The organism is Chryseobacterium cupriresistens (assembly GCF_046614675.1).
GTDB lineage: Bacteria > Bacteroidota > Bacteroidia > Flavobacteriales > Weeksellaceae > Chryseobacterium > Chryseobacterium cupriresistens.
This window is the reverse complement of the sequence record NZ_JBKKJT010000004.1, coordinates 401,288-424,925: the sequence shown is the minus strand read 5'-3', so window position 1 is coordinate 424,925 and position 23,638 is coordinate 401,288. Positions and strand designations below refer to the sequence as shown.

Genomic DNA, 23,638 nt, shown 5'->3' with positions numbered 1-23,638 from the left:
TTTAACCAGCCGCCCCGAGTATTAACAGATCCTGTTCAGTGCTTTTCCCTTAAATCACTATATTTGATAGAAACATCTTAAAAGCTGTTTCTCCGAATTTCAAATATGGAAAAGAAGTTGGCATCAGGACAATTGAAACTTGCAACACTGGATAGCCAGGGATTAACGCAACACGCGCCTTTCGGAACCGGAAAAGATGCGGTTCTTAAGGCTTTGGAGCACCTTGGATATATACAGATCGATACTTTATCTATGGTGGAGCGTGCTCATCATCATACTCTCTGGACAAGAATCCCTGATTTTCATGCAGATTATCTGGAGGAACTGGTAGAAGAACGTAAGGTATTTGAGTACTGGTTTCATGCTGCGTCTTATCTTCCTATGCAGGATTTCCGGTATGTTTTGCCTCAGATGCTGATGATTAAAAGAGGAGAATCCCGTTACTACAATGCTGATCACAGGGTAATGGAATATGTGAGAGACACCATTCGTAACGAAGGCCCTAAAAGAGCGAGAGATTTTGAAAATGAAAGCCATAAGACAGGAAGCTGGTGGAACTGGAAACCTGCCAAGCTGGCTCTTGAAAGACTTTTCATGCAGGGAGACCTGATGATAAGCGGACGTGTGGGAATGCAGAAAACATATGATCTCACCGAGAGGGTTTTACCTTCTTCTATTGATACTACAGAACCTACTCCACTTGAGTTTGCAGAATATCTGGTAAAAACCAATCTGAGAGCTTATGGATTTACTACATTAAAGCAGATCACACACCTTCGGAAGGGAAATGATGTAAAGAAAGATGTCAATAAGGTCTTGCAGACAATGCTTGAAGAAGGATTGATATCTCAGGTGAAAACAGAAGGATTATCTTCTGTCTTTATGCTGAACCATGTTCTTGAAAAGACATTTGATCCCGGAAATTCCAATATCTGGCTTTTGTCTCCGTTTGATAACGCTATTATCCATCGGGACAGAATCAAACAGATCTTTGATTTTGATTTCCGCCTGGAATGCTATACTCCAAAAGAAAAAAGACAATACGGCTATTTCTGTTTACCCATACTGTTTGGGGATCAGTTTATCGGAAGGGTTGACTGTAAAGCGCATAGAAAGGAAAAAAAACTGGAGCTTATTCATCTGCATATTGAAAACAATACTGTAGACATAGGGTTATGGCTAAAACCTTTCGTAGAAACCGTAAAACGTTTTGCTGTTTTCAATGGCTGTGAGTCTTTGGCTCTGACTAAAGTAAGTCCGCCAAAGTTGAGTACATCTGTAAAAAAAGAATTATCCAAAGCAAAGTTTAAAAAGTAACAGATGTATCTGTTAAAAGGATAAATCGCATTATTGAGGTCAATAATGCGATTTTATTTTTACAGGAAGAATCCTATTAATTTAATTTCTGATTTGTTTTCTGAACAAAATCATTCCACTGCTGGTTCAGGTAAGCTGCAGCTTTCGTTTTCTCATTATCATTCATAGAAGAATAATTAATAGAATTGAAAACCAGTTTTTTCAGGGCTTTCACATCCAGCTCCCAATACACCTGTGTTACCCAGAAATCATAGCTGAGACCGGTATATCCATAGACAGAAGGGTCATCACTGCTGATGGAACACTGTACTCCGTTACTTAATAAAACTCTTGCCGGATGATTCCTCAGATCACTTACATATCCTAAGATCTGATTACTGATCGGGCTCACTTCCACCAATTTATCCTGTTTTCTGATCTGATCCATGGTTTTTGGAAAATAGATGAGATTCAGTCCATGACCGATTCTTTTATTATTGAGCGGTGCTACATCCAGAACATTTGTATTCAACATAGAATTGCTTTCTCCGGCATGAAGGAAAAGAGGCAGCTCTACCTTATACTTTGTACTAAGTTCATTCATTTTTGCCCAGCTTTTTTCAAAAAAACTGATATGATGACCTGCTGCTTCATCCGCTACAAGGTCAAAGCCTGAGATCATATCCGGAAATTCTTTCTTCATTTTAAATGCCGTTTCCAGCTGTTTCCCGATACTTTCATTATCGAGGAATTTAAAGCTTGAATAGATCAGTTTCAGGGTAAACTGCGGATCTGACTGGTGTACTTCTTTAAGAATGTCCTGCAGATCTGTGACAGAAGTTTTCAAAGGATATTTTCCATGCTGAAAATCATAAAGCTCATCAAAGATATATCTGATTTCTACGTGCTGTACGTTGTCTTTGATCAAATCCTGAAATCCTTTCAGATAATATGCTTTAAAGAAAGGACGGTATGGAAGCAGTAAACTGATACGTTTAAAACGTTTTTCAAATTCAATCCAATAATCTGTATAAGAGCAAAGGCTATCACGTTTCAGCGTAAGAAGATCCTGCAGTTCTTTTTCAAAACCAGGGTTCGAAGTAAGCTTTTTATCAAGGTTTACAAATCCGGCCGGGACTTTTCCTTTTTCAAAAAAGGCCAGCTGTCCGAAAATGAACTGATTGTTGTCTTTCTGATCGTAAACATAACATTCCTCATATTTCCTTGCAGCTGAAATGATCCATTTCACATCTGTTATTCCACCGCTGTGGGTATGCAGCAAACCTCCTTTCGGCATTGTCTGAAGAATTTCAAACAGCTTGCTGCTTTCTATTAATGGTTTTAATTCATTAAAAGAGCTGTTATATAAAGATATTTTCTTTGCTTCCGAATCACTGAGAAACTGTTTACGAATCTGGAATAGTTTTTTATCCAAAGCGATTTCTTCATCGGACAATTTTATATCAGCATCAAATGCCATTAATGCATTTTCTGTCTCTGATAATGCCAGTTTCTGTTGGTATGCAGATTTTTCGGTCACTTTACCTTGCCCCCAAAATAAGGGTGCTCCAAAAAGTGATATATATATAAGGTATTTTTTCATCATAATAAATATTGGAGGAATTTTTTGTACTATCGGCTATGCTTTAACCGTTAAAAGTAGCTTTTTACAGCAAAAATTGTGCAAAATAAAGCTAATTCAAAAATAATATTAAAATTTTTAAAATCTCCAGGTAATTATAATGAAATAAAAAGTATGCAACATCAATGCTGCAGACTAATATTGATCAAAGATTATTTATCCTTCTTTACGGGAAAGAGGTTCTGAAATGCAGAGGAGAAAGACTGGTATTATTTTTAAACAGTTTGGTGAAGGATTATGGATGCTCACAACCTAGTTCATCGCAATTTCATTTATTTTTTCAATGAAACAGCCTAATTTTTAACACTTTTTTAATCTTTAGCCGTTGCACCTATTTTTAAGTTTAATTACCTTTGTCTCTGGGATGCGGAAAAGATTTTATCAATATTTGTACAGCTTGTTATTTGCGATGCTTACCGTTTTAGGATGGTATTATGGGCAAATTCAGCAGTATATTTCAACGGATATTTCTTCCGATCTTCATTTTACCACCGATCTTCTTGTTCACGAAAAAAAGAGCTTCAAAGACTCTTTTGCCTTTCTTAAAAATAATGAAGCTCATGATACTTACAGTGTCAGCCATCCCCTGTACAACAAAATCAGAGCTAATCTTTCTGAAAACGACAATGAAAATGATGACAACGTAGAGACCTCCGGTTCTACCGAGCTTCTTGCCCTTTTCAAAGATGGTTTCTGGCATCTGATTTCAGGTTTCGTTACTACATTTCACAACAGACAAATCGCTGTTTCACTTGCCCAATCAGAACATTTAAAGACCTTACATGATGATCTGTACCTCCAGTACAGGGTCATCCGACTGTGATTTATACTAATTTTTTCGAAAACCTTATCCGCTTTCATACTCTGTTATGAGAGCCGATGACACTATTTTTTCAATTATAAATTATTATAAAACAATATATTATCATGGTCAAGAAAAGTCTCATGTATATCAACTTGTGCCTTATTCTCTTGTTTGTAAGCTGTCAATCTGAAAAAAAGGAAAAAACAGAAGCAGCGTCATTCAACGTAACAAGCCCGCTTATCAAAGATACTTTGGTGAACAAAGATTATGTTGCGCAAATCCGTTCTATTAATCATATTGAGCTTCGAGCTCAGGAAAAAGGATACATCCAGTCTATTTATGTAGATGAAGGGCAGTTTGTACAAAAAGGGCAGCTGCTGTTCAAAATCATGCCTAATCTTTATGAATCTGATGTAAACCGTGCCAAAGCGGAATCCAAATACGCGCAAATCGAATATCAGAATACCAAAAACCTTTCTGACAAAAACATTGTTGCCCCTCAGGAAATGGCTATGGCTAAAGCAAGGTATGAAAAAGCACTGGCCGAACTTGCTTCAATGAATACCCATTTAAAATTTACAGAAATCCGTGCTCCTTTCAATGGAATTGTAGGAAAGCTACACGTACGTAAAGGAAGCCTTGTAGATGAAGGCGAGCTTGTAACTGAACTTTCCGACAACAGCAAAATGTGGGTATATTTCAATGTACCGGAAGCTGAATATCTTAATCAGATGGATGCCAAAAAGGATAATAATCCAATGCATGTACGTTTAAGAATGGCCAATGGCAAAGAGTTTACACAAGACGGTATCGTACAAACCATAGAGTCTGATTTTGACAATGAAACCGGAAATATTGCTTACAGGGCTACTTTTCCGAACCCGAAGGGACTGTTGAGATATGGTGAAACCGGAAACATCGTTATCACCTCACCTTATGCCAATGCAATGATGATTCCACAGAAAGCGACTTTCGAGGAACTGGAAAAGAAATATGTTTATGTGATCGGTAAAGATGGTAAAGTACATGCAAGAGAAATAAAAGTGGCTGCCGAATTACCGCATATTTATGTAGTGGCGTCAGGACTTGGAAAGGATGACAGAATCCTTTTGGAAGGTCTTAGAATGGTACAGGAAAATCAAAAGATCAGTTCAAAATACCAAAAGCCTGAAAAAGTAATGTCGAACCTGGATCTGTACGCCGAGTAACCCAAAAGCAGCATTATGTTTAAAAAAGTAATACACCGACCGGTTTTCGCCATTGTGATATCGGTTGTGATCCTGTTTATGGGAGGTATCGCCATGAAGCAGCTTCCTACGGAACAGTTTCCAAAAATTGCCCCTACCACCGTAGCCGTTTCTATTGCCTATCCCGGCGCGAGTGCAGATGTATTGGTAAAATCATCTTTGATTACGATTGAAAATGCCATCAATGGAGTTCAGGGAATGCGTTACATCACCACCGATGCCACCAGTGCCGGGGAAGCTACCGTGAACGTTGTCTTTGATCCCGGAACCGATCCGAATGAGGCAGTCGTTCTGGTAAAAACCCGAGTGGACCAGGTAATGCCTTTATTACCGGAACTGGTACAGAAAGAAGGAGTTGTTGTCAACCCGATTCAGCCCAGTATGCTGATGTACGTGAACCTTTACAGCACGAATAAAAGTATGGATGAAAAATTCCTGTACAACTACTCTATGGTGAATATCATCCCGGAAATTAACCGTATCCACGGGATTGCAAAATCGCAGATCCTGGGTAGCCGAAGATATGCCATGCGTATCTGGCTGAACCCTGACCGTATGCGTGCTTATGACATCTCTGTAGATGAGGTGATGAAAGCTATCGGCGAACAAAGTATCATCGGACGCCCGGGGAGAATCGGACAAAGTTCCGGTATTGCAGCACAGTCACTGGAATATGTACTGACTTATAAAGGGCAATACAACAAACCGGAAGAATATGAAAATATTATCGTGCGTTCCAATGCCGAAGGTGAAAATGTGAAACTGAAAGATATTGCCAAGGTAGAGCTTGGAAGTGAATTCTTTGATATTTATTCCAACCTTGACGGGCATCCTTCTGCTTCCATTGTATTGAAACAAAACTACGGAAGTAATGCCAATGACGTGATCAGAGATGTGAAAGCGAAACTGGCAGAAATGAAAGGGAACTTTCCTCCGGGTGTTGATTATAAAATCAGTTATGACGTATCCCAGTTTCTTGATGCTTCTATTGAACAGGTGATACATACCTTAAGAGATGCATTTATTCTGGTGGCCATTGTAGTTTTCATTTTCCTTGGCGACTGGCGTTCTACGCTGATTCCTATTATTGCCGTGCCGGTTTCTTTGATCGGAACTTTCTTTGTGATCCAATTCTTTGGGTTAACCATCAACCTTGTTACCCTTTTTGCTTTGGTACTGGCGATCGGTATTGTGGTTGACAACGCGATTGTTGTCATTGAGGCTGTTCACGCCAAAATGGAAGACAGTAATATTTCGCCTTATAAAGCAGTAAAAGAAGTGATGGGTGAAATTGCGGGTGCTATTATTGCCATTACAGCCGTGATGGTAGCTGTATTCATTCCTATTTCATTTATGACGGGTCCGGTGGGAACTTTCTACCGTCAGTTTTCGATTACTATGGCGAGTTCTATTGTGATTTCAGCGGTAGTAGCCCTTACGCTGACTCCTGTTTTGGCCGCAATGTTATTGAAAAACCACCATGGAAAGCCTAAAAAAGCCAATATTTTCACCAAAGCTTTAGACTCATTCAATAGCGGTTTTGATAAAGTAACCGGAAAATATGCTTCATTCCTTAGAAAAATCGTAAGCCGAAAGGTGGTAACATGGGGAATTCTGATCGCATTCTGTGCCGGAATTGTGATGATCAATAAGGTTCTTCCGGGCGGGTTTATCCCGAATGAAGACCAGGGAACTATCTATGCCATCATCCAGACTCCTCCGGGTTCTACTCTTGAGCAGACGAATAAGGTTTCCAGAACATTACAGAAAATCTGTATGGGAGTAAACGGTGTGGAATCTGTATCATCCCTGGCAGGATATGAAATCATGACGGAAGGCCGTGGTTCGAATGCAGGAACCTGTCTGATCAACCTTAAAAGCTGGAACGACCGTGATCATTCTGTGAAGGAGATCATGGAAGAACTGGAAGAAAAATCAAAAGACCTTGGAGCTACCATTGAGTTCTTTGAACCGCCGGCTGTACCGGGATTCGGATCTTCGGGAGGTTTCTCCATGAGATTGCTTGATCTGAACAGAACTACCGATTATCAGGAATTTGATAAAGCCAATAAAGATTTCATCGCACAGCTTAAAAAACGTAAGGAGCTTTCAGGAGTCTTCACCTTTTTTGCGGCTAATTATCCTCAGTATGAGCTGGTATTTGATAATAATGCAGCGATGCAGAAAGGAGTTTCTATCGGAAAAGCGATGGACAACCTCAACATTCTGATCGGTAGTACCTATGAACAGGGCTTTATCCGTTTCGGACAGTTCTTCAAAGTATATGTACAGTCGTCCCCGGAATTCAGAAGACTTCCTACAGATATCATGAATCTGTATGTGAAAAATGACCGTGATGAAATGGTCCCTTATTCCGCATTCATGACAATGAAAAAGACACAGGGACCTAATGAAATCACCCGTTACAACATGTACAATTCTGCTGCAATCCGCGGACTTCCGGCTGCAGGGTATACAACGGCAGATGCTATTCAGGCTATCAACGAAACAGCGGCCAAAACACTTCCTCACGGATACAAAGTGGCATGGGAAGGATTGTCTTATGATGAGGCGCAACGTGGTAATGAAGCGATCTATGTATTCCTTGTTGTTTTGGTATTTGTGTATCTGGTTCTGGCGGCACAATATGAAAGTTTCCTTATTCCGTTTGCGGTACTTTGCTCTTTACCGGTGGGAGTTTTCGGGTCTTTCTTGTTATTAAAAGCGATGGGACTGGAAAATGACATCTACGCGCAGGTAGGATTGATCATGATTATCGGATTACTGGGTAAAAACGCAGTACTTATTGTAGAATTTGCCGTGAAAAGACGCCAAGCAGGAGATTCTATTCTTGAAGCTGCTGTAGAAGGTTCCAAAGCCCGTTTCAGACCGATCCTGATGACTTCTTTTGCCTTTATTGCAGGATTGGTTCCGCTTGTTTTTGCAAGGGGCGCCGGGGCCATCGGAAACCATACTATCGGTGCTTCCTCACTGGGCGGAATGCTGATCGGAACTTTATTCGGAGTGATAGTAATTCCCGGGCTCTATTACATATTTGCCAAGTGGTCTGATGGTAAAAAAATGATTAAAGACGAAGATGAATCTCCATTAAGCGAAGACATGATCCATTATGAATAAAAGAAAAATATATCAATATGCAGGTCTGGCAGTCTTCTTATTAAGTCTTACTGCCTGTAAACCTATAGAAATAGCACAACGTACTGAGAACAAAACTGTTCCTGAAAAATATGGTTCAGCAGAAAATGACACCATCAATACCGGAAAAATGAAATGGAATGAATATTTCAGTGATCCGCATCTTCAGGAACTGATTACCCAGGCTCTTCAGAATAATCAGGAACTGAATATTGTTCTTCAGGAAATTGAAATGTCTAAAAATGAAATCAAAGCCAGAAAAGGTGAATATCTTCCTTCTGTAGGTTTAAAAGCCGGAGCTGGTGTAGACAAAGTAAGCCGGTACACCAATATCGGAGCCATGGAAGCCAATACTGAAATAGAGCCCGGCAGAGAAATGCCGGAACCTTTATTTGATTTTGGGGTAGGAGCTCAGGCACAATGGGAAACGGATATCTGGGGAAAGCTGCATAATGCGACAAAAGCACAGGTACAGCGATATCTTGCCAGCATTGAAGGAAAGAATTTCATGACAACTCATCTTATTTCTGAGATTGCAGATTCTTATTATGAGCTGCTGGCACTGGATAATGAGCTGGTTATTTTGAATCAGAATATTAAAATTCAGAATGATGCGCTGGATATTATCAAAGAGTTAAAAAAGAATGCGCGATCCAATGAACTGGCAGTACAGAGATTTGAAGCCCAGGTTCTGAAAACTCAGGGCATGCAGTATGACATCCAGCAGAAGATAGTTGAAACGGAGAACAAGATCAATTATCTGGTGGGAAGATTTCCACAACCCGTGGAAAGAAGTCAGAATTCTTTTGATTCTATTGTTCCGCAAGCGGTGTATGGAGGAATTCCTTCTGAACTTTTGGAAAACCGTCCGGATATCAAGCAGGCTGAATATGAACTGGCCGCTGCCAGGCTTGACATTAAAGTGGCCAAAGCAAGGTTCTACCCTTCTCTTGATCTTTCTGCAGGAGTCGGGTTACAGGCTTTTAATCCACTGTATATCATCAAACCTCAGTCTTTCCTGTTTTCTCTTGCGGGAGAACTTACAGCACCTCTGATCAACAGAAGGGCGATTAAAGCGGCTTATAATAATGCCAATGCGAAACAGATTCAGGCAGTGTATCATTATGAGCAGACTGTTTTGGGAGCTTATATTGAGGTAGCAAACCAGTTATCTAAAATTCATAATCTGGAAAGCAGTGTGAATATCAAAACGAAGGAAGTGAATGCTTTAACAAAGTCTATAGATATTTCCAACGACCTCTTCAAATATGCCCGTGCTGATTACATGGAAGTTTTACTAACCCAAAGGGATGCCCTGGAATCCAAATTTGAGCTTGTAGAAAAGAAAGTGAACCAACTTAAAGCGAGTGTTGCTGTTTACAGAGCGCTTGGCGGTGGTTGGGATCAGGCTCCGTTGGCAGTTCCGGATATTAAGAAAGAATAAATCCATATTTTAATCTTGTTTTCATAAGAAGTCTATCGAAAGATGGACTTCTTTTTTTGTTATCACCGCAGATCTCACAGATTGACACAGAGGTTTGGGATAATTTTATATTATGATTGATCATTGATCATTGATCATTTATCACTTATAATTCAAATCATCCTTAGCCCTGATAGCAGCGGTTACCCCGCAGCAGAAAGTGGATTCAGCCAGGTGCGAGGAGTATGAGCGGATAGCAGGATGAAGCTCCTGATCCTTATTCTCATGAAAATACAGCTATAAAATAAATAAAAAGTCTACAAAATAAATAGACTTATAATTTTAAATTTAATTCACACTTGAAAAATTAACTTTTTTATCATTTTTTAACATTTTCAAACATGGAATTAATTAATTAAAAATCAAATATTTACGATTCATAAATTTAATTCAAATCAATTAACCTACTAATTTAGTAGACTAATATGATTTATCTCATGCTCTCGTTTTATCTGGGTTCGTCATTTATTAGATAATTTTGACCCAGTTAAAAAAATCATAAACTTTATTCTCATGAATAAGAATACCTTTAATTCTTACCTATGCACCATTACGACGGCAGCTTCTGCACAGCAAAATTGTTGTGGAATGTCTGCCCTTTCACAGCACAACTGCATTTCTCAAGACATGTGCTTTGATATGATGTGCATGATGATGATGTGCTAACTTTTTAAGAGATACATTCATTACTGTAGGAATTAAAGCCAAAGAGTTCAAGGCTTCTTTCATCCAGGTACCTCTCCTGTAATTTTACTATTCGTTTTATAACCTCCCTGAAAAAAGGAGGCGGAAAGTCACATTTTTTACCGGGAGATCAGCAGTAATACACAATTCAGTTTTAAACCTAGATTAATATAATGAAAAAGAAACAATGCAAGCTTGGTGTATTGGCCTTACTCCTGTTCGCGGAATATGGTTTTGCACAAAGCAAAGACAGTCTTTCCAAAGAAACTTCCATCAAAGAAGTGGTGGTGGTAGCTTTTGGGAAGCAGAAAAAAGAAGAAATTACGGGATCTGTACAGTCGCTGAAGGCTAAAGATCTTTCTAATCTTCAAAACGGAAATATTCTTCAGGGAATTGGAGGAAAAGTAGCGGGGGTACAGGTGATTTCCTCAGGACAGCCGGGCTCTCAGCCGACCATCAGAATGAGAGGAATAGGCTCTATCAACGCTTCCAGTGACCCCTTAATTGTACTGGATGGCATTCCGTACAGCGGAAACCTGAACAGTATTGCCGCATCGGATATTGAAAGCATCTCTTTTCTTGAAGATGCTTCTTCGAATGCTTTATACGGTTCCAGAGGGGCTAATGGTGTTATTATTGTGAACACCAAAAGAGGAAAAAGTAAAGGCGTAAGTATAGAGGCTGATGTAAAAACAGGGGTTAATTTCAGATCTATTGAAGATTATTCGGTTTATACTTCTCCTCAGGATTATTATACCGCTTATTATAACAGAGCAAGAATTGGTGAAATCGCAAGACTGAAACAGCCGGGAGCTGTTCCTTCAGGCCCTTCTCCTCATGATGTGGGACTTTCAGCATTGACAAAACTTGGATATAATGTGTATAATGTTCCTTTTAATCAGCTGATATCAAAGGATGGTTCTTTTAATTCTGATGCAAAATTATTGTATCAGGACGATTGGAAGAAACTGCTTTTCAGACCTGCTTTGCGAAGAGAAGCCACGGTAGGTATCAATGCTAATGGAGATCAGGTGAAAACTTATACTTCCCTTAACTATCTTGATGATAAAGGATATTTAATCTCGTCAGGTTTTGAAAGATTCGGGATCAGGTCTAATGTAGACTACGCTATCACTTCAAAGCTAAAATTAACAAGTGCTTTATCCTACACTTACAGCAAGCAGGATTTCGGGGAGACCGGAGGTTTTTCCAACCCTTTCCAGTTTGCCAGAAATATTGCTCCTTTCTATCCTGTTTTCCTGAGAGATAACAATTACCAGAGGCTTTATGATAGTTATGGAAATGCTCTATATGATTACGGAGACGGCCAAGGTCCCAACGGAGCCACAAGATCTTATGCGGTGTTTGAAAATCCTGTAGGAAACCTTCAGAAAGATAAGTCACAGACTGTCAGTAACATTACCAACCTGAACCTGGGTTTAAATTATGAAATCATCAAAGGACTTGATTTCACTTATAATTTCGGAGCTTATCTCGAAAATACCAGAAACCTGCAGTTCGGAAATACGGCAGGAGGAACTTCATCTTCTGTGGGAGGAACAATTTCTCAAGGTTCTAATTTTAAATATACCCTGAACCATCAGCAATTGCTTACTTACCAGAAAAAGCTGGGAAATCACAGCTTCAACCTCCTTGCAGGGCATGAACTGAATAAAATAAAAGATGATGGATTCTCAGGATCAAAACAGCAGCTTTTACTACCCGACTCTCAGTCATTTGACAATGCCGTAAAAATTACCGACTTATCCGGAAGCGGTTATGAATATGCCGTAGAAGGTTATTTCACGAGGTTATTGTATAATTATGACGGAAAATATTTCTTTAATGCCAATATCCGTAGAGACGGTTCTTCCGTATTTTCTCCGGAAAGCAGATGGGGAAATTTCTATGGATTAGGACTTGCATGGAATATCGCAAAGGAAGATTTTCTTAAAGACAATCGTATTATCAATGCTTTAAAATTAAAAGCTTCTTATGGGCAGCAGGGAAATGACAACATTCTTTTAAGTGGTTCCAGCAGAGATTATTATGCGTATCAGGATATCTACGGAATCAACAACTTCGGGGACGACAAACCTGTTCTGTCGCTTAAAAAACAAGGAAATAAGGATTTAAAATGGGAAACCTCCAAAAACCTGAATGCCGGTTTTGAAATTTCACTTTTAAAAAACAGAATCAGTCTGAATGCCGATTATTTTGAAAGAAAAGTTTCGGATATGATTTACGCTCTTCCTCTTCCTCCATCCAATGCGGGTTCATATGTGAAATACGGAAATATCGGAGATATGACCAACAGAGGTGTTCAGGCGAATGTCAATGTAGATATTCTTCGCGGTGATGAGTTCCAGTGGAGTTTTTATGCGAATGCCACTCACTATAAAAATAAGATTACCAGATTACCGGCTGAGCAGAGAAATACAGGACTTGTTTCAGGTTTATTTATCCTGACAGAAGGTGGAGACCGTTACACCTATTTCCTAAAAGAATTTGCCGGAGTAAATCCTGAGAACGGTGATGCTTTATGGTATCGCACAACGATCAACCCAACGACCCAAAAGGAAGAAAGAACAGTGACCAGTAATTATAAGGAAGCCACCGACTATAACACCGGAAAGTCTGCTATTCCAAAAGTATATGGAGGGTTCGGAACAGATTTCAGTTATAAAAGATTCAATCTGGCAGTGAATTTTGCTTACCAGTTCGGAGGCTATGGATATGATGATATTTACAGAAGCTTATTCCATTCTGACAGCTATGGTTCCAACTATTCAACAGATCTGGATAAAACCTGGACCCCTGAAAATCCAACGGCTGCATTGCCTAGAGTAGATCTTAGCGCTACAAACCAGAACGGAAATTCAACGCTGTATCTGATCAAGTCGGATTATATCAGTCTTCAGGATGTAACCCTTTCCTATCAGCTTCCTGACGGTTTCGCACAGCAGGCAGGCTTATCAGGCCTGAAAATTTATGTAACAGGAAACAATCTGTATCTATGGTCTAAGAGAAAAGGATATGATCCAAGAGCTTCACTGACAGGAGTTTCAGATGCTTACCGCTATTCTCTTTTATCCAGTGTCTCTTTAGGCTTTAAACTTAATTTTTAAAAGAACAGGAATGAACACAATACAATACTTTATAACAGCTGCAGCTATGAGTTTTTTGGCTACCAGCTGTGCTAATGACCTCAATACGCTACCGGAAGGAGATATTTCCGGGGAGCAGCTCAATAACGATGCAAACAGTCCGGAAAAAATCCTGGGTGGCATCTATCTTGATCTTCGAAGCAATGGTGCGGGCGGTACTACCGTTCACTCGGATTTCGGAATCATGGGAATCAAAGCGGGTTCCGATCTGATGTCCAATGATGTCATCCAGTCTACCAACCAGCATTTAGGAATGTTTTATAATTATGAAGCCACTAATGCCAGTAATATTGCTTCTGAGATTGTATGGACTACTTTTTATGCAAGAATATTCGTAATTAACAAACTGCTGGATGGACTGGATAAGAATGCCAATGCAAAAAACAGAGCGATTGCAGGACAGCTTCTTGCTTTGAGAGCTTATTCCTACTTTTATCTGGTTCGTTTTTATGCCCATGATTATAACGGACATCAGTCTGAACCGGGACTTCCCCTGGTGCTTACTGCAGCTAATCCAAGCCAGGGGCTTCCCAGATCAACGGTTGCTGAGGTCTATTCACAAATCAAAAAAGATATTGAAGAATCTATTACGCTTCTGGATACGTATGCCCGACCTTCCAGAGCCCAGATAGACCAAAGAACTGCTAAAGCTATTGCATCCGAAGTATTTCTTGAAACACGGGATTATATCAAGGCTGCACAATATGCTCAGGAAAGCAAACAGGGAATTGCCCTTATGACCGAAGAAGATTATACCAACACCGGTTTTTCCAACATCAATAATCCTGAGGTAATATGGGGTTTTCATAATACGATCTCCACAATGAGCATCGGAAATTATTATGCTTCTTTCTTCTCCATGTTTGATAATACGAATGAAGGGTATGCCGGAGCCGCACAGATCCGTAAGCTGATTGACAAGCGTCTTTATGATGCCATTCCGGCAACGGATTACCGTAAGAAAGTCTTCAATGGAAGCCAGAATGCAGCCTATACTTTTAATGGAAAAACGAAGAATTATCCGCCTTACGTAAGCTGGAAGTTTAAGGATCCTACGCTTTTTGAAGGAGATTATATTTACATCAGAGCTTCCTCACTGTATTATATCCAGGCAGAGGCTCTGGCCAGACAGGGAAGAGAAACAGAAGCCAGACAGGTATTATTTGACATTACCTCAAAAAGAGATCAGGCCTACACATTATCTACGAAATCAGGCAGCGAGCTGATTAATGAAATTGTCCTGCAAAAGAGAATAGAACTTTGGGGTGAAGGCTACGCCTGGTTTGATATGAAAAGATTAAACAACCCTTTAGAAAGGGTATACACAGGAACGAATCATACTTTTGGAAGATTCAACCTGACTCCTGATAAATTCAGATTCCAGATTCCTAATAAAGAGATTAATAATAACCCACAAATCAAGCAGAATGAGTAGATAAACCAAAAACAATTTTACATTCAAATATATTCAGTAACGAGGTGCCATTTACTTGTAAGTGGCGCCTTTTTTTATTGACTAAGGTAAGGTGCTGATATATTTTTGACTTTCATTTGCTAAAAACCTTTGATCTTCTTTCACCTTAAAATTATTTATGGAATTAAAAAAACTTTGCGTTTTTCGTTTTCAAAAACACACAAATAAGAAAGGTATAATTGGAAAACGCAAAGACGCAAAGTTCTATTAAGAAGACTGCTATAAGGCGCAAGGATTTTATCTGTGATAAAATTGCATACTGTTTATTTCCAGGTCTCTTGCTTATTCTTTATTTTATAACAATATCCGACTTGTAATGATCTTTTACCAGCTCTCCATTTTTATACAATCTCTGGTTAATCACCTTCCCTTTTTCATTAAAATAAAGCCACAACGCATTTTTTCTTCCTAAAGAATCCAGGCGTCCCATTTCTTTCGGCATTTTATTGTTATGAAGAATCTGAACAGGATACAATCCTTTCATATCTTTCAGGGAATCCATTTTTGCAGGAATCAGTTCTGAATCATTCCCTATTTTGAAAATATATTTTTTTCCTTTATCACTATTCAAAATCAGTTCATCACCTGATATCTTATATTTACCTTCTGAAAAAGGAGCTGTTACCATATGATCATAGCTTACAAATTCTGTTTTTAAAAATTCAAAATTTCCATCTTTTATAAAAAGTGAATAGCTTCCATTTCCCGATTCCAATTCAACATATTTAGGATATTCTTTATCCTTTTTACAGGAAATAATAGTGAAAAAAATGATAGAAAGGCTAATAGTTTTAATTTTCATGGAAACTAAATTATTAAAATATTCTGATTAAAATAACAGTATATCTATATTCGTGTTATTTCAGATTCCTGCCCTACCTTTTTTCAAATTCTCTGAGTTTGTGCTTCATCAGCTTGATTTCTTCGGATTGGGTTTTAAGAATATTTTTCTGCAGGGTAATCAGCTGCGGATCGGTAAGATGAGCCTTTTGTGACATTAAAATAGCTGCTGCATGATGAGGAATCATACTTTTGACAAACTGTCTGTCATCAACATTCATCTGTTCTCTGATTCCGAACCAGGAAAAAATACCTGATATTACGGCAATGATCACTATAGTCCAATTTATTGCTTTGTTGGTATACATCTTTCGCATCACCCACAATTCAATGAGAAGCATCGCTGAAGTCATCAACAAAGCCATATATAGATTATTAATGTTCGAAATAAGATTCTTCAGGCTGTCTATCATAGCATACATAATGATATACATCGCACAAAACATCACTACAGCCATCAATACAAATTGTCCGTACATTGTAGAGGAAGAACGTTTTGAATGCTTTTCAACTTCCATGGAAGAAGATGCTCCATGCTTATGCTCTGTATTTTCCATAAAAAAGAAATTTAGTTGATTATTGACATTTCCGGATAGAATATCATCAGCATTTTTGAGTATTATTACTCATATAAATTCAAACCAACTTTAAAAATACAAACTTTTATCTTACTGGTTTATGCTTTCACTCATATTAATTGACAAATATTTACTTGTAGAATCTAAGGAAAAAGATATATTTGGAAGCTCAAATCTTTAAAAACAACCATTTACAAAAGATTCAATAAGAATTTTCTTACATCTCAATTTTTAGCAAAAAAATAAGTAATGACCAAAACACAATTATTTTTCACCAGTGTATTTTCTACGTTGTTATCTGTTGCCGCAGCAGCTCAGAAACAAGACGCTTACACTCATAAAATCGACAGTATTATAACGTCTCCCAACCCGATAGCTTTCAATGGCGTCGTTTTGGTGGCTCAGAAAGGAAAAGTACACTATCTGAAATCCAATGGCTACAAAGATTTTGATAAAAAAATTCTTTTGAAAACAGGAGATCAGTTTGAAATCATGTCCAATTCTAAGCAGGTTACCGCAGTATTGGTTTTACAGGCCGCCGAACAGGGAAAGCTGAACCTTCGTACTCCTATCAGAAAATACCTTCCTTCTCTTACCCAAACCTGGGCCGACACAGTTACCGTACATCATCTTCTGAACCATACCCACGGGATTAGCAATCTTGAAAAACCTGCAGCTTTCAAAGCCGGTACTCAGTTTAAATATGGCAACCTTTCTTATATCATGCTGGGTGAAATCCTTAAAAATACAACAGGAAAAAGTTTTACTGAATTAGCCAATTCTCTTTTCAAAAAACTAAGAATGGATCAAACTTTTGCTTACAATACAAAGAATAATCAATCTCTGGTTGCAGGTTATATGAATGAAAATAATCAGTTTAAAAAAGTAAAAGAAACCTTCCTGAATGATAAGATAGCACCTGCTGCAGGCATTATTTCTACGGTGCAGGATCTTGCAAAATGGGATCAGGCTTTATTTAAAGGAAAACTTCTCTCTCCTGAATTTCAAAAGCTGATGCTGACACCTTCTACAACTTCCCAGCATAATGTGTTTGGAAAAGAAAGTATGGGATTCGGGTATAATATAAGATTTATCAAAGAGGCAGGACTGGATTATTTTGCAGTCACAGGTCTTGGTGATGGTTTCACTTGCCTTAACACTTATTTTCCTTCCACTGATACCACCCTGATTATTCTTGAGAATCAGATGCCCGAAAACAGCGAATACTGGAGTTTCAAAGAGGCTGCAATAAAGAATGTAATTCTTACAGCTATAGCTTCTCATTGATATTTTTTTATTGATTAATTCACAAAACCTCATTTTTAACATTTATTTTTAATAAATTTTTAATTTAATTTTACATAAGGATTTTCAATCTGTTTTTCAACACATTACATTATATTCAGAATTATATACCTGATGTAACAAAAATAACAGCACTTTCACAAAAGAGAATAAAACTTCATGATTTACAATCGTTTATATAAACAATGAAGCCCATAGCATCAGCAGATGATCTCTTATAAATATTAAAAAAAAATGTTACTTTTGCTTTAACGAATTAAAATTGCTTTTTAGCTTTTTTATGAGTAAATTTATGTGCACCAAGTTATAAAACATTAAAATTCATTCCATGAGAAAAATAATTCTACTTATTACATGTATGTTCGGTATTTCAGTTTTCTCACAGATCAAAGTGTTGAAAAATGAAAGTTTGGTGGAAATTGGTAAAGATAATTCCGTTGGTCTATATAAAAAGGAAGATAAATTTACAGTGAACTACCAGGATCTGAACACCAGCAACCTGAATACAATCCGGTCTTTTTCATTCCAGAACCTTAATGGAGATGTTGCCGGGCTCTATAAACTGATTATGGATGGTTTTATTTCCACTCCAGAAGAAAATATTATATTGGAACTGCCTAATGATATCATAGAGCTTCATTATGAAAAAAACTATGGGCAGCAGACCATGCAGTTTATTCAGGTGATCAACAAGAACCGGAAATACATTGGAAAATCACAGTTTTTAACCCAAAAACAGGTGGAGAAAATTTTTGGAAGAACGAATGGAAAGTATGCCATGTATGACAAACCTTCCGGTATAAACCCTTCAGCAGTAAAAGGAGCCACCAACACTGCTTCTACAGCAACTCCGGCATCTGGCGGAGCCAAGAAAAAATCAAGAAAATAATTATATTTTATAAATATTGCTAAACTCATTCTATCGGATGAGTTTTTTTATTTTATTTTTGCAGAAAGACATTACAATTTATGCCGCTTCAGATAATCAATTTAACCAAAAAATTTGGTGAACAGACTGCTCTTGACAACATCAACATTTCTATTGATAAAAATGAAATCATCGGTCTTCTTGGCCCAAACGGTGCCGGAAAATCTACGCTGATGAAGTCTATTGTCGGGGCTCTGAAAATTGATCAGGGAGAAATTATTTTTAATGGAATGAATATCTCAGATCATGAGATTGAAAGCAAAAAGAAAATAGGTTTTCTTCCGGAGAATAATCCGCTTTATCTGGAGATGTACGTGAAAGAATACCTTCAGTTTGTAGCCAATATCCACAAAATTTCAGAATCCAGAGTAGATGAAGTGATTGAACTCGTAGGAATTACTCCGGAAAAATCAAAAAAAATCGGACAGTTGTCTAAGGGATACAAGCAACGTGTAGGATTGGCACAAGCTATCATTCATCAGCCGGATCTGCTGATTCTGGATGAACCTACCAATGGTCTGGATCCCAATCAGATTATTGAAATCCGTAATGTGGTGAAACAGATCGGACAGCAAAAGACTGTTTTACTATCTACTCACATCATGCAGGAAGTGGAAGCTCTTTGTTCAAGAGTTATTCTTATCCATAAAGGAAATATTCTTCAGGACTGCCCTATTGATGAATTCAAAGGTAAATTTGAAAGCCTGGAAGATGCTTTTGCAAGTTATACACAGAATTTTGAGATTAAACCTGAACATTAAATTAGGAGGTCTATTTTGTAATTATGAATACAAAATTTACTTTTAAAGCTTTTTTACCAGCTTTATTGTTGATTGCCTGTTTATATATTATTATATCAATTATCCCCGGGATATTTATTACAAAAAATTATAATACTCCAGTATTTCCAAGAATATTTCTCCCAAGTATACTTATTTTTTCGTTTGTAATACTCTTTGGAGAAGTAAGAACAAAATGTATCAAGATAACAATCGATAAAGATACTATTGTTGTGAGAAGATTTTTTGGACTTCTAACTAAAACTTATAAACTCATGAAATTGAAGGTTGGAAGTTTAGCCATTTGACAGGTAAAGGAGGAACTTACGAATATCTTTACTTGTATAAAGAAGGAAATAAAGTTGTAAAAATATCACAATTCTATCATAAAAATTATTTTCAGATAAAAAATTACATTCAAGGAAATTTTAAGCACTTAGGTTATGAAAAGTTATCTTACACAGATGAGTTCAAAGAAATATTTAAATAATTATTTTTAATCTATTTTTAGCTCATACAAATTTATTATAATTAAAAAATCATTGTAATAAACTTTACGCACTTGTTCCTAAAAAGAACATTCAGCTGAAATATGGCTTTATATTTGATAGAATCTGAAATGTTAACCAATAACCACTTAATATGATAAAGCATATTTTATTAGGGACTTTCTGTTTAGCCCAGTTTTCTTTTGTTCAGGCTAAAGAAGTTCCCGCTCCGAAAACAGACGGTTTTATAACTTCTTCTGCCCTTCAGCAGGTACCAAAGACTGTTATTATTAAAACCAAAAAGTTCAAGATCAGAATCGACAAACAACCGAATGGCAAATACCTTTACCAGTCCTGGAATGCCAATGCAAAGATCACCGCTAAGCCAAGCATGATCATCAGCGATGGTGAACTGATTCCTGACGGTACAGGAGGAAATTATTATATCGAATTCAACAATGAAGGGCACAGCTATCAGATCTGGAGAAATTATCTTACAGATTCTCCGAAAAAAGCACCTTATACATTAGTTGTAAATGATGCGAATGACCGTGAAATTGTTCGCCAGGACGGATATGTCGTGAAAAATTAGAATTATAAAAGCGGGAAGCTGAAAGAATGAGGCTGAAAGTTATTATAGTCTGCCTATAACTTCTCTTTTAGAACCCAAGATTGTTTTCCTTTCTTATAAAATAAAAGTCCTGTATTGATTAATGCAGGATTTTTTTATGTTCCAGATTGTTTTAATTCTGTGAAAAAAGTACTTTCTTCATAGCTTTCTTTTGCTGCTTTGTAACCGATATTGAAAATCTCTTCCAGTCTGTCTTTTCTCCGTTCGAAAGTTCCGTAGGAAGATAATTTTTGGGAAGAAATGAACCAGTCACAGTAATCAAATTTTATTTTTTCGATTCTGTAGGACAGAAGGTCGTAAGAGCGGGAAACAATAGCTTTAATAGAGTTTAGATCCTTAATCTTTGCTTCATTGGGTGGAGATACAAATACACCGATCAGCTTATCACAGTCTTCTCTGATGATATCTGCCGGAAAGTTATTCAGTACTCCTCCATCACAATACATTTCATCACCGATGATATAAGGAGTTGTGATTCCCGGAATGGAGCAAGAGGCAATAATGGCATCAACAATTTCAAAATCTTTATCAAAAATTTTCTGGGTACCTGCAACCAACTCTGTAGCTACGATTTTCACTTCAATATCAAGATCACCTAATTTCATTTCGTGGAAAATAGGTTTCAGGTAGTTTCTGAAGATCACTGAAGAAACCAGTCCCGGCTGATTGAACGTAAAGTGTTTCCAATTGAAAAAATAGACAGAATTGAAGAATTCCAGGATTTCTTCCGGAGTTTTTCCGACAGCATGAAGACATCCTACAATAGATCCTGCGCTGCAGCAGGAAAGAATATCTATCTCAATACCTTTTTCCTGTAAGAATTTTAATACTCCTGCATGAGCGATTCCTTTGGTACCGCCTCCTGATAAAACAAGTCCTACTCTCTCAAAATTCATTGAATAAATGTAAGAAAACAGTCTGAAATAATTAAGTTAATTTTTATAAATATGCTAATTTTAAAATTATTTTAAGAAAAATCGCTGTAATCACATTAAAATTCAATCAAACAGCTTTAAATCCTTAACCAGCCTGACCTTTACAATCTGCTATTAAAGCCTATACTTTTCAAAATTAATGTAAAAAATGATCATGCAGACATTAAAATATATACTATAGTTTTTTACTTTTATCAAATCAATTTTTAATAAATGGTTCTTGTAAAACAAATCGTTTAAAGTGAACAATAATAATGACTTAAAAGACCTTGCCAAATTATTTCTGAAGCTCGGAATCATTGGATTTGGAGGCCCGGCAGCCCATATTGCAATGATGCAAAAAGAAGTGGTAGCTGAAAAAAAGTGGCTGACAGATCAGGAATTTCTGGATCTTATTGGAGCTACCAATCTCATTCCCGGTCCTAACAGTACTGAAATGGCAATCCATATAGGACGTGAAAGAGCAGGCTGGAAAGGACTTATAGTTGCCGGGCTTTGTTTTATATTTCCTGCGGTTATTATTACCGGTATTTTTGCATGGCTATACAAAGAATATGGCAGGCTTCCCGAAGTATCTCCTTTTATTTATGGAATAAAGCCTGCCATTATAGCGATTATAATAGGTGCCGTATTCCCACTGGCAAAAAAATCAGTAAAAACTTTCCCATTAGCGGCTGTTGGAGGAATTGTTCTCATATGTTCTTTGTTAAAAATCAGTGAAATAGTATTAATGTTCGGAGCCGGATTTTTAATATTGATGATAGAGTATCAGCAAAGAAATAAAAAGCTGAACAATTTTATTTTTATTAGTCCACTTCAGTTTTTACTGTCTAACACATCTTCTCTGCTCAATTTAAAATTATTCTGGATCTTTCTGAAAATCGGAGTTATATTATATGGCAGTGGATATGTTTTATTCGCTTTTCTGGATACAGAGCTTGTTTCCAGAGGGATTATTACCCGTCAGGAACTTATAGATGCTATCGCCGTAGGCCAGTTTACTCCGGGGCCTGTGTTTTCTTCAGTGACATTTATCGGATATCAGATCAATGGACTTTCGGGGGCTTTGGTATCTACTTTAGCCATATTCCTTCCTTCTTTTATATTTGTTGCGTTGTCTGGTCCTTTCATAAATAAAATGAGAAATTCTGCAACATTTTCATCTTTTCTTAACGGTGTAAATGTGGCTTCTGTAGCTCTCATTCTGTCTGTATGCATCACTATGGGAATTGACAGCATTACCGACTGGAAAACAACTCTTATCGCCTGTATAAGTATAGCTGTTGTATTCGGATTTAAAAAACTAAACAGTGCTTTTTTAGTTATCGGAGGAGCACTACTAGGTTTTTTACTAAGCTTTTTATCCTGAAAAACACTAATGAGTATACTTTCTATAAAAAACCACAGATAAAAATCTTTGGTTGTATGATTAATCCTGGAGCGAATTGATTTTCTTATCAATTAGATGGGCATTAAACCTAACAGGTTTTAAAAACCTGTTAGGTTATTTTTACATGTTTAAAGAATCAATTGCCAGCCTTACACGCTAATAAAGAATCTAAATAATAATAAATTCAATTTGGAACGATTGGTTTAAATTGTATATTTGCAGTATGCCAAGAAATAAAGAATTCGATTATACGGAAAAACTGGAATTAGCCCGTAATCTCTTTTGGGAAAAGGGATATCACGCTACCTCAATGCACGATATTGTAGATGCTATGAAGCTGAACAGAAGCAGTATTTATGATACCTATGGTAATAAACATGATTTGTTCTTAAAATGCTTATCCAATTATTCTGATTTCAAAGAAAATCAATATTACCAGGCGTTACAAGCAAAAAATGAAGGTATAACCGCGCTTGAAAACATTATCCGTGATGTTGTTGAACAAACTGTAACTGATAATAAAGCATGCCTTACGGTGAAAACCATTTTCGAAATTGTTCCGGAAGATCAGGAAGCCAGGCAGCTTATTTTAAAAAGTGGCAAATCTTTACTGGCTATTTTAGAAAAAGCAATATTACAGGCTCAGGAAGATGGAAATATCAAAAGTACAACTTCAGCTCAGATTATTGCCCGCTATATATTATCTTCTTTCAGCAGTTTCTGGAGCCATTATAACCTGACCCAAAATAAAAAGGAAGTAATGGAAATGGTTGATTTTTTAATAGATCAAATTAAGAAATAATTTTTTTT

General features: G+C 37.3%; 17 protein-coding genes. 13 read left to right on the top strand and 4 right to left on the bottom strand.

The features are described 5' to 3' along the window. The first annotated feature begins 105 nt into the window (after positions 1 to 105). The gene (locus ACLI50_RS14155) at positions 106 to 1,317 is read left to right on the top strand and encodes a winged helix-turn-helix domain-containing protein (protein WP_202839321.1); all 1,212 of its coding nucleotides are present in this window, start codon (positions 106 to 108) and stop codon (positions 1,315 to 1,317) included. Positions 1,318 to 1,393: 76 nt separating this feature from the next. On the opposite strand, the gene ACLI50_RS14150 is transcribed toward ACLI50_RS14155, so the two are convergent. Further along, complete coding sequence (locus ACLI50_RS14150; RefSeq protein ID WP_202839319.1) at positions 1,394 to 2,902, bottom strand: amidohydrolase family protein; 1,509 nt, start codon at positions 2,900 to 2,902, stop codon at positions 1,394 to 1,396. A 424-nt stretch (positions 2,903 to 3,326) separates the two neighbouring features. Here ACLI50_RS14150 and ACLI50_RS14145 point away from each other — a divergent pair, with 424 nt between their 5' ends. The 6 genes from ACLI50_RS14145 to ACLI50_RS14120 all read left to right on the top strand — a co-directional run bounded on the left by ACLI50_RS14145 (position 3,327) and on the right by ACLI50_RS14120 (position 14,915). Beyond that, positions 3,327 to 3,761 (top strand): hypothetical protein, encoded by a 435-nt coding sequence (locus ACLI50_RS14145; protein ID WP_137904669.1) that lies wholly within the window; start codon positions 3,327 to 3,329, stop codon positions 3,759 to 3,761. 104 nt (positions 3,762 to 3,865) lie between these two features. Then, positions 3,866 to 4,951, top strand: a complete 1,086-nt coding sequence (locus ACLI50_RS14140; protein WP_110010473.1) for an efflux RND transporter periplasmic adaptor subunit — start codon at positions 3,866 to 3,868, stop codon at positions 4,949 to 4,951. A 15-nt stretch (positions 4,952 to 4,966) separates the two neighbouring features. Beyond that, complete coding sequence (locus ACLI50_RS14135) at positions 4,967 to 8,128, top strand: efflux RND transporter permease subunit (protein WP_202839316.1); 3,162 nt, start codon at positions 4,967 to 4,969, stop codon at positions 8,126 to 8,128. Continuing rightward, complete coding sequence (locus tag ACLI50_RS14130) at positions 8,121 to 9,590, top strand: TolC family protein (protein WP_411414055.1); 1,470 nt, start codon at positions 8,121 to 8,123, stop codon at positions 9,588 to 9,590. Before ACLI50_RS14135 ends, ACLI50_RS14130 begins: the two co-directional genes overlap by 8 nt. A gap of 896 nt (positions 9,591 to 10,486) precedes the next feature. Beyond that, entirely contained in the window at positions 10,487 to 13,441 is a 2,955-nt protein-coding gene (locus ACLI50_RS14125; protein WP_411414054.1) for a SusC/RagA family TonB-linked outer membrane protein, read from the top strand. Positions 13,442 to 13,451: 10 nt separating this feature from the next. Further along, positions 13,452 to 14,915, top strand: a complete 1,464-nt coding sequence (locus tag ACLI50_RS14120) for a RagB/SusD family nutrient uptake outer membrane protein (protein ID WP_411414053.1) — start codon at positions 13,452 to 13,454, stop codon at positions 14,913 to 14,915. Positions 14,916 to 15,243: 328 nt separating this feature from the next. Here the strand turns inward: ACLI50_RS14120 and ACLI50_RS14115 are convergent, their stop codons facing one another. Next, entirely contained in the window at positions 15,244 to 15,756 is a 513-nt protein-coding gene (locus tag ACLI50_RS14115) for a hypothetical protein (protein WP_202839301.1), read from the bottom strand. A gap of 73 nt (positions 15,757 to 15,829) precedes the next feature. Beyond that, on the bottom strand, positions 15,830 to 16,351 hold the full coding sequence (locus tag ACLI50_RS14110) for a DUF305 domain-containing protein (protein WP_202839300.1): 522 nt from the start codon (positions 16,349 to 16,351) through the stop codon (positions 15,830 to 15,832). A gap of 270 nt (positions 16,352 to 16,621) precedes the next feature. Between ACLI50_RS14110 and ACLI50_RS14105 the strand changes: the two genes are divergently transcribed. The 4 genes from ACLI50_RS14105 to ACLI50_RS14090 all read left to right on the top strand — a co-directional run bounded on the left by ACLI50_RS14105 (position 16,622) and on the right by ACLI50_RS14090 (position 20,464). Beyond that, positions 16,622 to 17,659: a serine hydrolase domain-containing protein gene (locus ACLI50_RS14105; protein ID WP_411414052.1), complete on the top strand. Its 1,038-nt coding sequence runs from the start codon at positions 16,622 to 16,624 to the stop codon at positions 17,657 to 17,659. A gap of 346 nt (positions 17,660 to 18,005) precedes the next feature. Further along, positions 18,006 to 18,566, top strand: coding sequence for a hypothetical protein (locus ACLI50_RS14100; RefSeq protein ID WP_110010465.1), 561 nt, complete (start codon positions 18,006 to 18,008; stop codon positions 18,564 to 18,566). An 80-nt stretch (positions 18,567 to 18,646) separates the two neighbouring features. Further along, positions 18,647 to 19,366: an ABC transporter ATP-binding protein gene (locus tag ACLI50_RS14095; protein WP_110010464.1), complete on the top strand. Its 720-nt coding sequence runs from the start codon at positions 18,647 to 18,649 to the stop codon at positions 19,364 to 19,366. A gap of 660 nt (positions 19,367 to 20,026) precedes the next feature. Continuing rightward, complete coding sequence (locus tag ACLI50_RS14090; protein ID WP_343639105.1) at positions 20,027 to 20,464, top strand: hypothetical protein; 438 nt, start codon at positions 20,027 to 20,029, stop codon at positions 20,462 to 20,464. Between the two features lie 134 nt (positions 20,465 to 20,598). Here ACLI50_RS14090 and ACLI50_RS14085 read toward each other — a convergent pair whose 3' ends face one another. Beyond that, entirely contained in the window at positions 20,599 to 21,399 is an 801-nt protein-coding gene (locus tag ACLI50_RS14085; RefSeq protein WP_110010461.1) for a patatin-like phospholipase family protein, read from the bottom strand. 280 nt (positions 21,400 to 21,679) lie between these two features. On the opposite strand from ACLI50_RS14085, the gene chrA reads away from it, so the two are divergent. Both chrA and ACLI50_RS14075 read left to right on the top strand, forming a co-directional pair. Next, a complete protein-coding gene (gene chrA / locus ACLI50_RS14080; RefSeq protein WP_411414051.1) occupies positions 21,680 to 22,807 on the top strand; it encodes a chromate efflux transporter in 1,128 nt (375 codons plus the stop codon). A gap of 244 nt (positions 22,808 to 23,051) precedes the next feature. Further along, positions 23,052 to 23,630, top strand: a complete 579-nt coding sequence (locus ACLI50_RS14075; protein ID WP_411414050.1) for a TetR/AcrR family transcriptional regulator — start codon at positions 23,052 to 23,054, stop codon at positions 23,628 to 23,630. The last annotated feature ends 8 nt before the right edge of the window (positions 23,631 to 23,638 follow it).

Bases quoted from the DNA above. Each gene is read 5' to 3' on its own strand.
- ACLI50_RS14155 (WP_202839321.1), top strand. From the start codon at position 106: ATGGAAAAGAAGTTGGCATCAGGACAATTGAAACTTGCAACACTGGAT.
- ACLI50_RS14150 (WP_202839319.1), bottom strand. From the start codon at position 2,902: ATGATGAAAAAATACCTTATATATATATCACTTTTTGGAGCACCCTTA.
- ACLI50_RS14140 (WP_110010473.1), top strand. From the start codon at position 3,866: ATGGTCAAGAAAAGTCTCATGTATATCAACTTGTGCCTTATTCTCTTG.
- ACLI50_RS14135 (WP_202839316.1), top strand. From the start codon at position 4,967: ATGTTTAAAAAAGTAATACACCGACCGGTTTTCGCCATTGTGATATCG.
- ACLI50_RS14130 (WP_411414055.1), top strand. From the start codon at position 8,121: ATGAATAAAAGAAAAATATATCAATATGCAGGTCTGGCAGTCTTCTTA.
- ACLI50_RS14125 (WP_411414054.1), top strand. From the start codon at position 10,487: ATGAAAAAGAAACAATGCAAGCTTGGTGTATTGGCCTTACTCCTGTTC.
- ACLI50_RS14120 (WP_411414053.1), top strand. From the start codon at position 13,452: ATGAACACAATACAATACTTTATAACAGCTGCAGCTATGAGTTTTTTG.
- ACLI50_RS14115 (WP_202839301.1), bottom strand. From the start codon at position 15,756: ATGAAAATTAAAACTATTAGCCTTTCTATCATTTTTTTCACTATTATT.
- ACLI50_RS14110 (WP_202839300.1), bottom strand. From the start codon at position 16,351: ATGGAAAATACAGAGCATAAGCATGGAGCATCTTCTTCCATGGAAGTT.
- ACLI50_RS14105 (WP_411414052.1), top strand. From the start codon at position 16,622: ATGACCAAAACACAATTATTTTTCACCAGTGTATTTTCTACGTTGTTA.
- ACLI50_RS14100 (WP_110010465.1), top strand. From the start codon at position 18,006: ATGAGAAAAATAATTCTACTTATTACATGTATGTTCGGTATTTCAGTT.
- ACLI50_RS14095 (WP_110010464.1), top strand. From the start codon at position 18,647: ATGCCGCTTCAGATAATCAATTTAACCAAAAAATTTGGTGAACAGACT.
- ACLI50_RS14090 (WP_343639105.1), top strand. From the start codon at position 20,027: ATGATAAAGCATATTTTATTAGGGACTTTCTGTTTAGCCCAGTTTTCT.
- ACLI50_RS14085 (WP_110010461.1), bottom strand. From the start codon at position 21,399: ATGAATTTTGAGAGAGTAGGACTTGTTTTATCAGGAGGCGGTACCAAA.
- ACLI50_RS14075 (WP_411414050.1), top strand. From the start codon at position 23,052: ATGCCAAGAAATAAAGAATTCGATTATACGGAAAAACTGGAATTAGCC.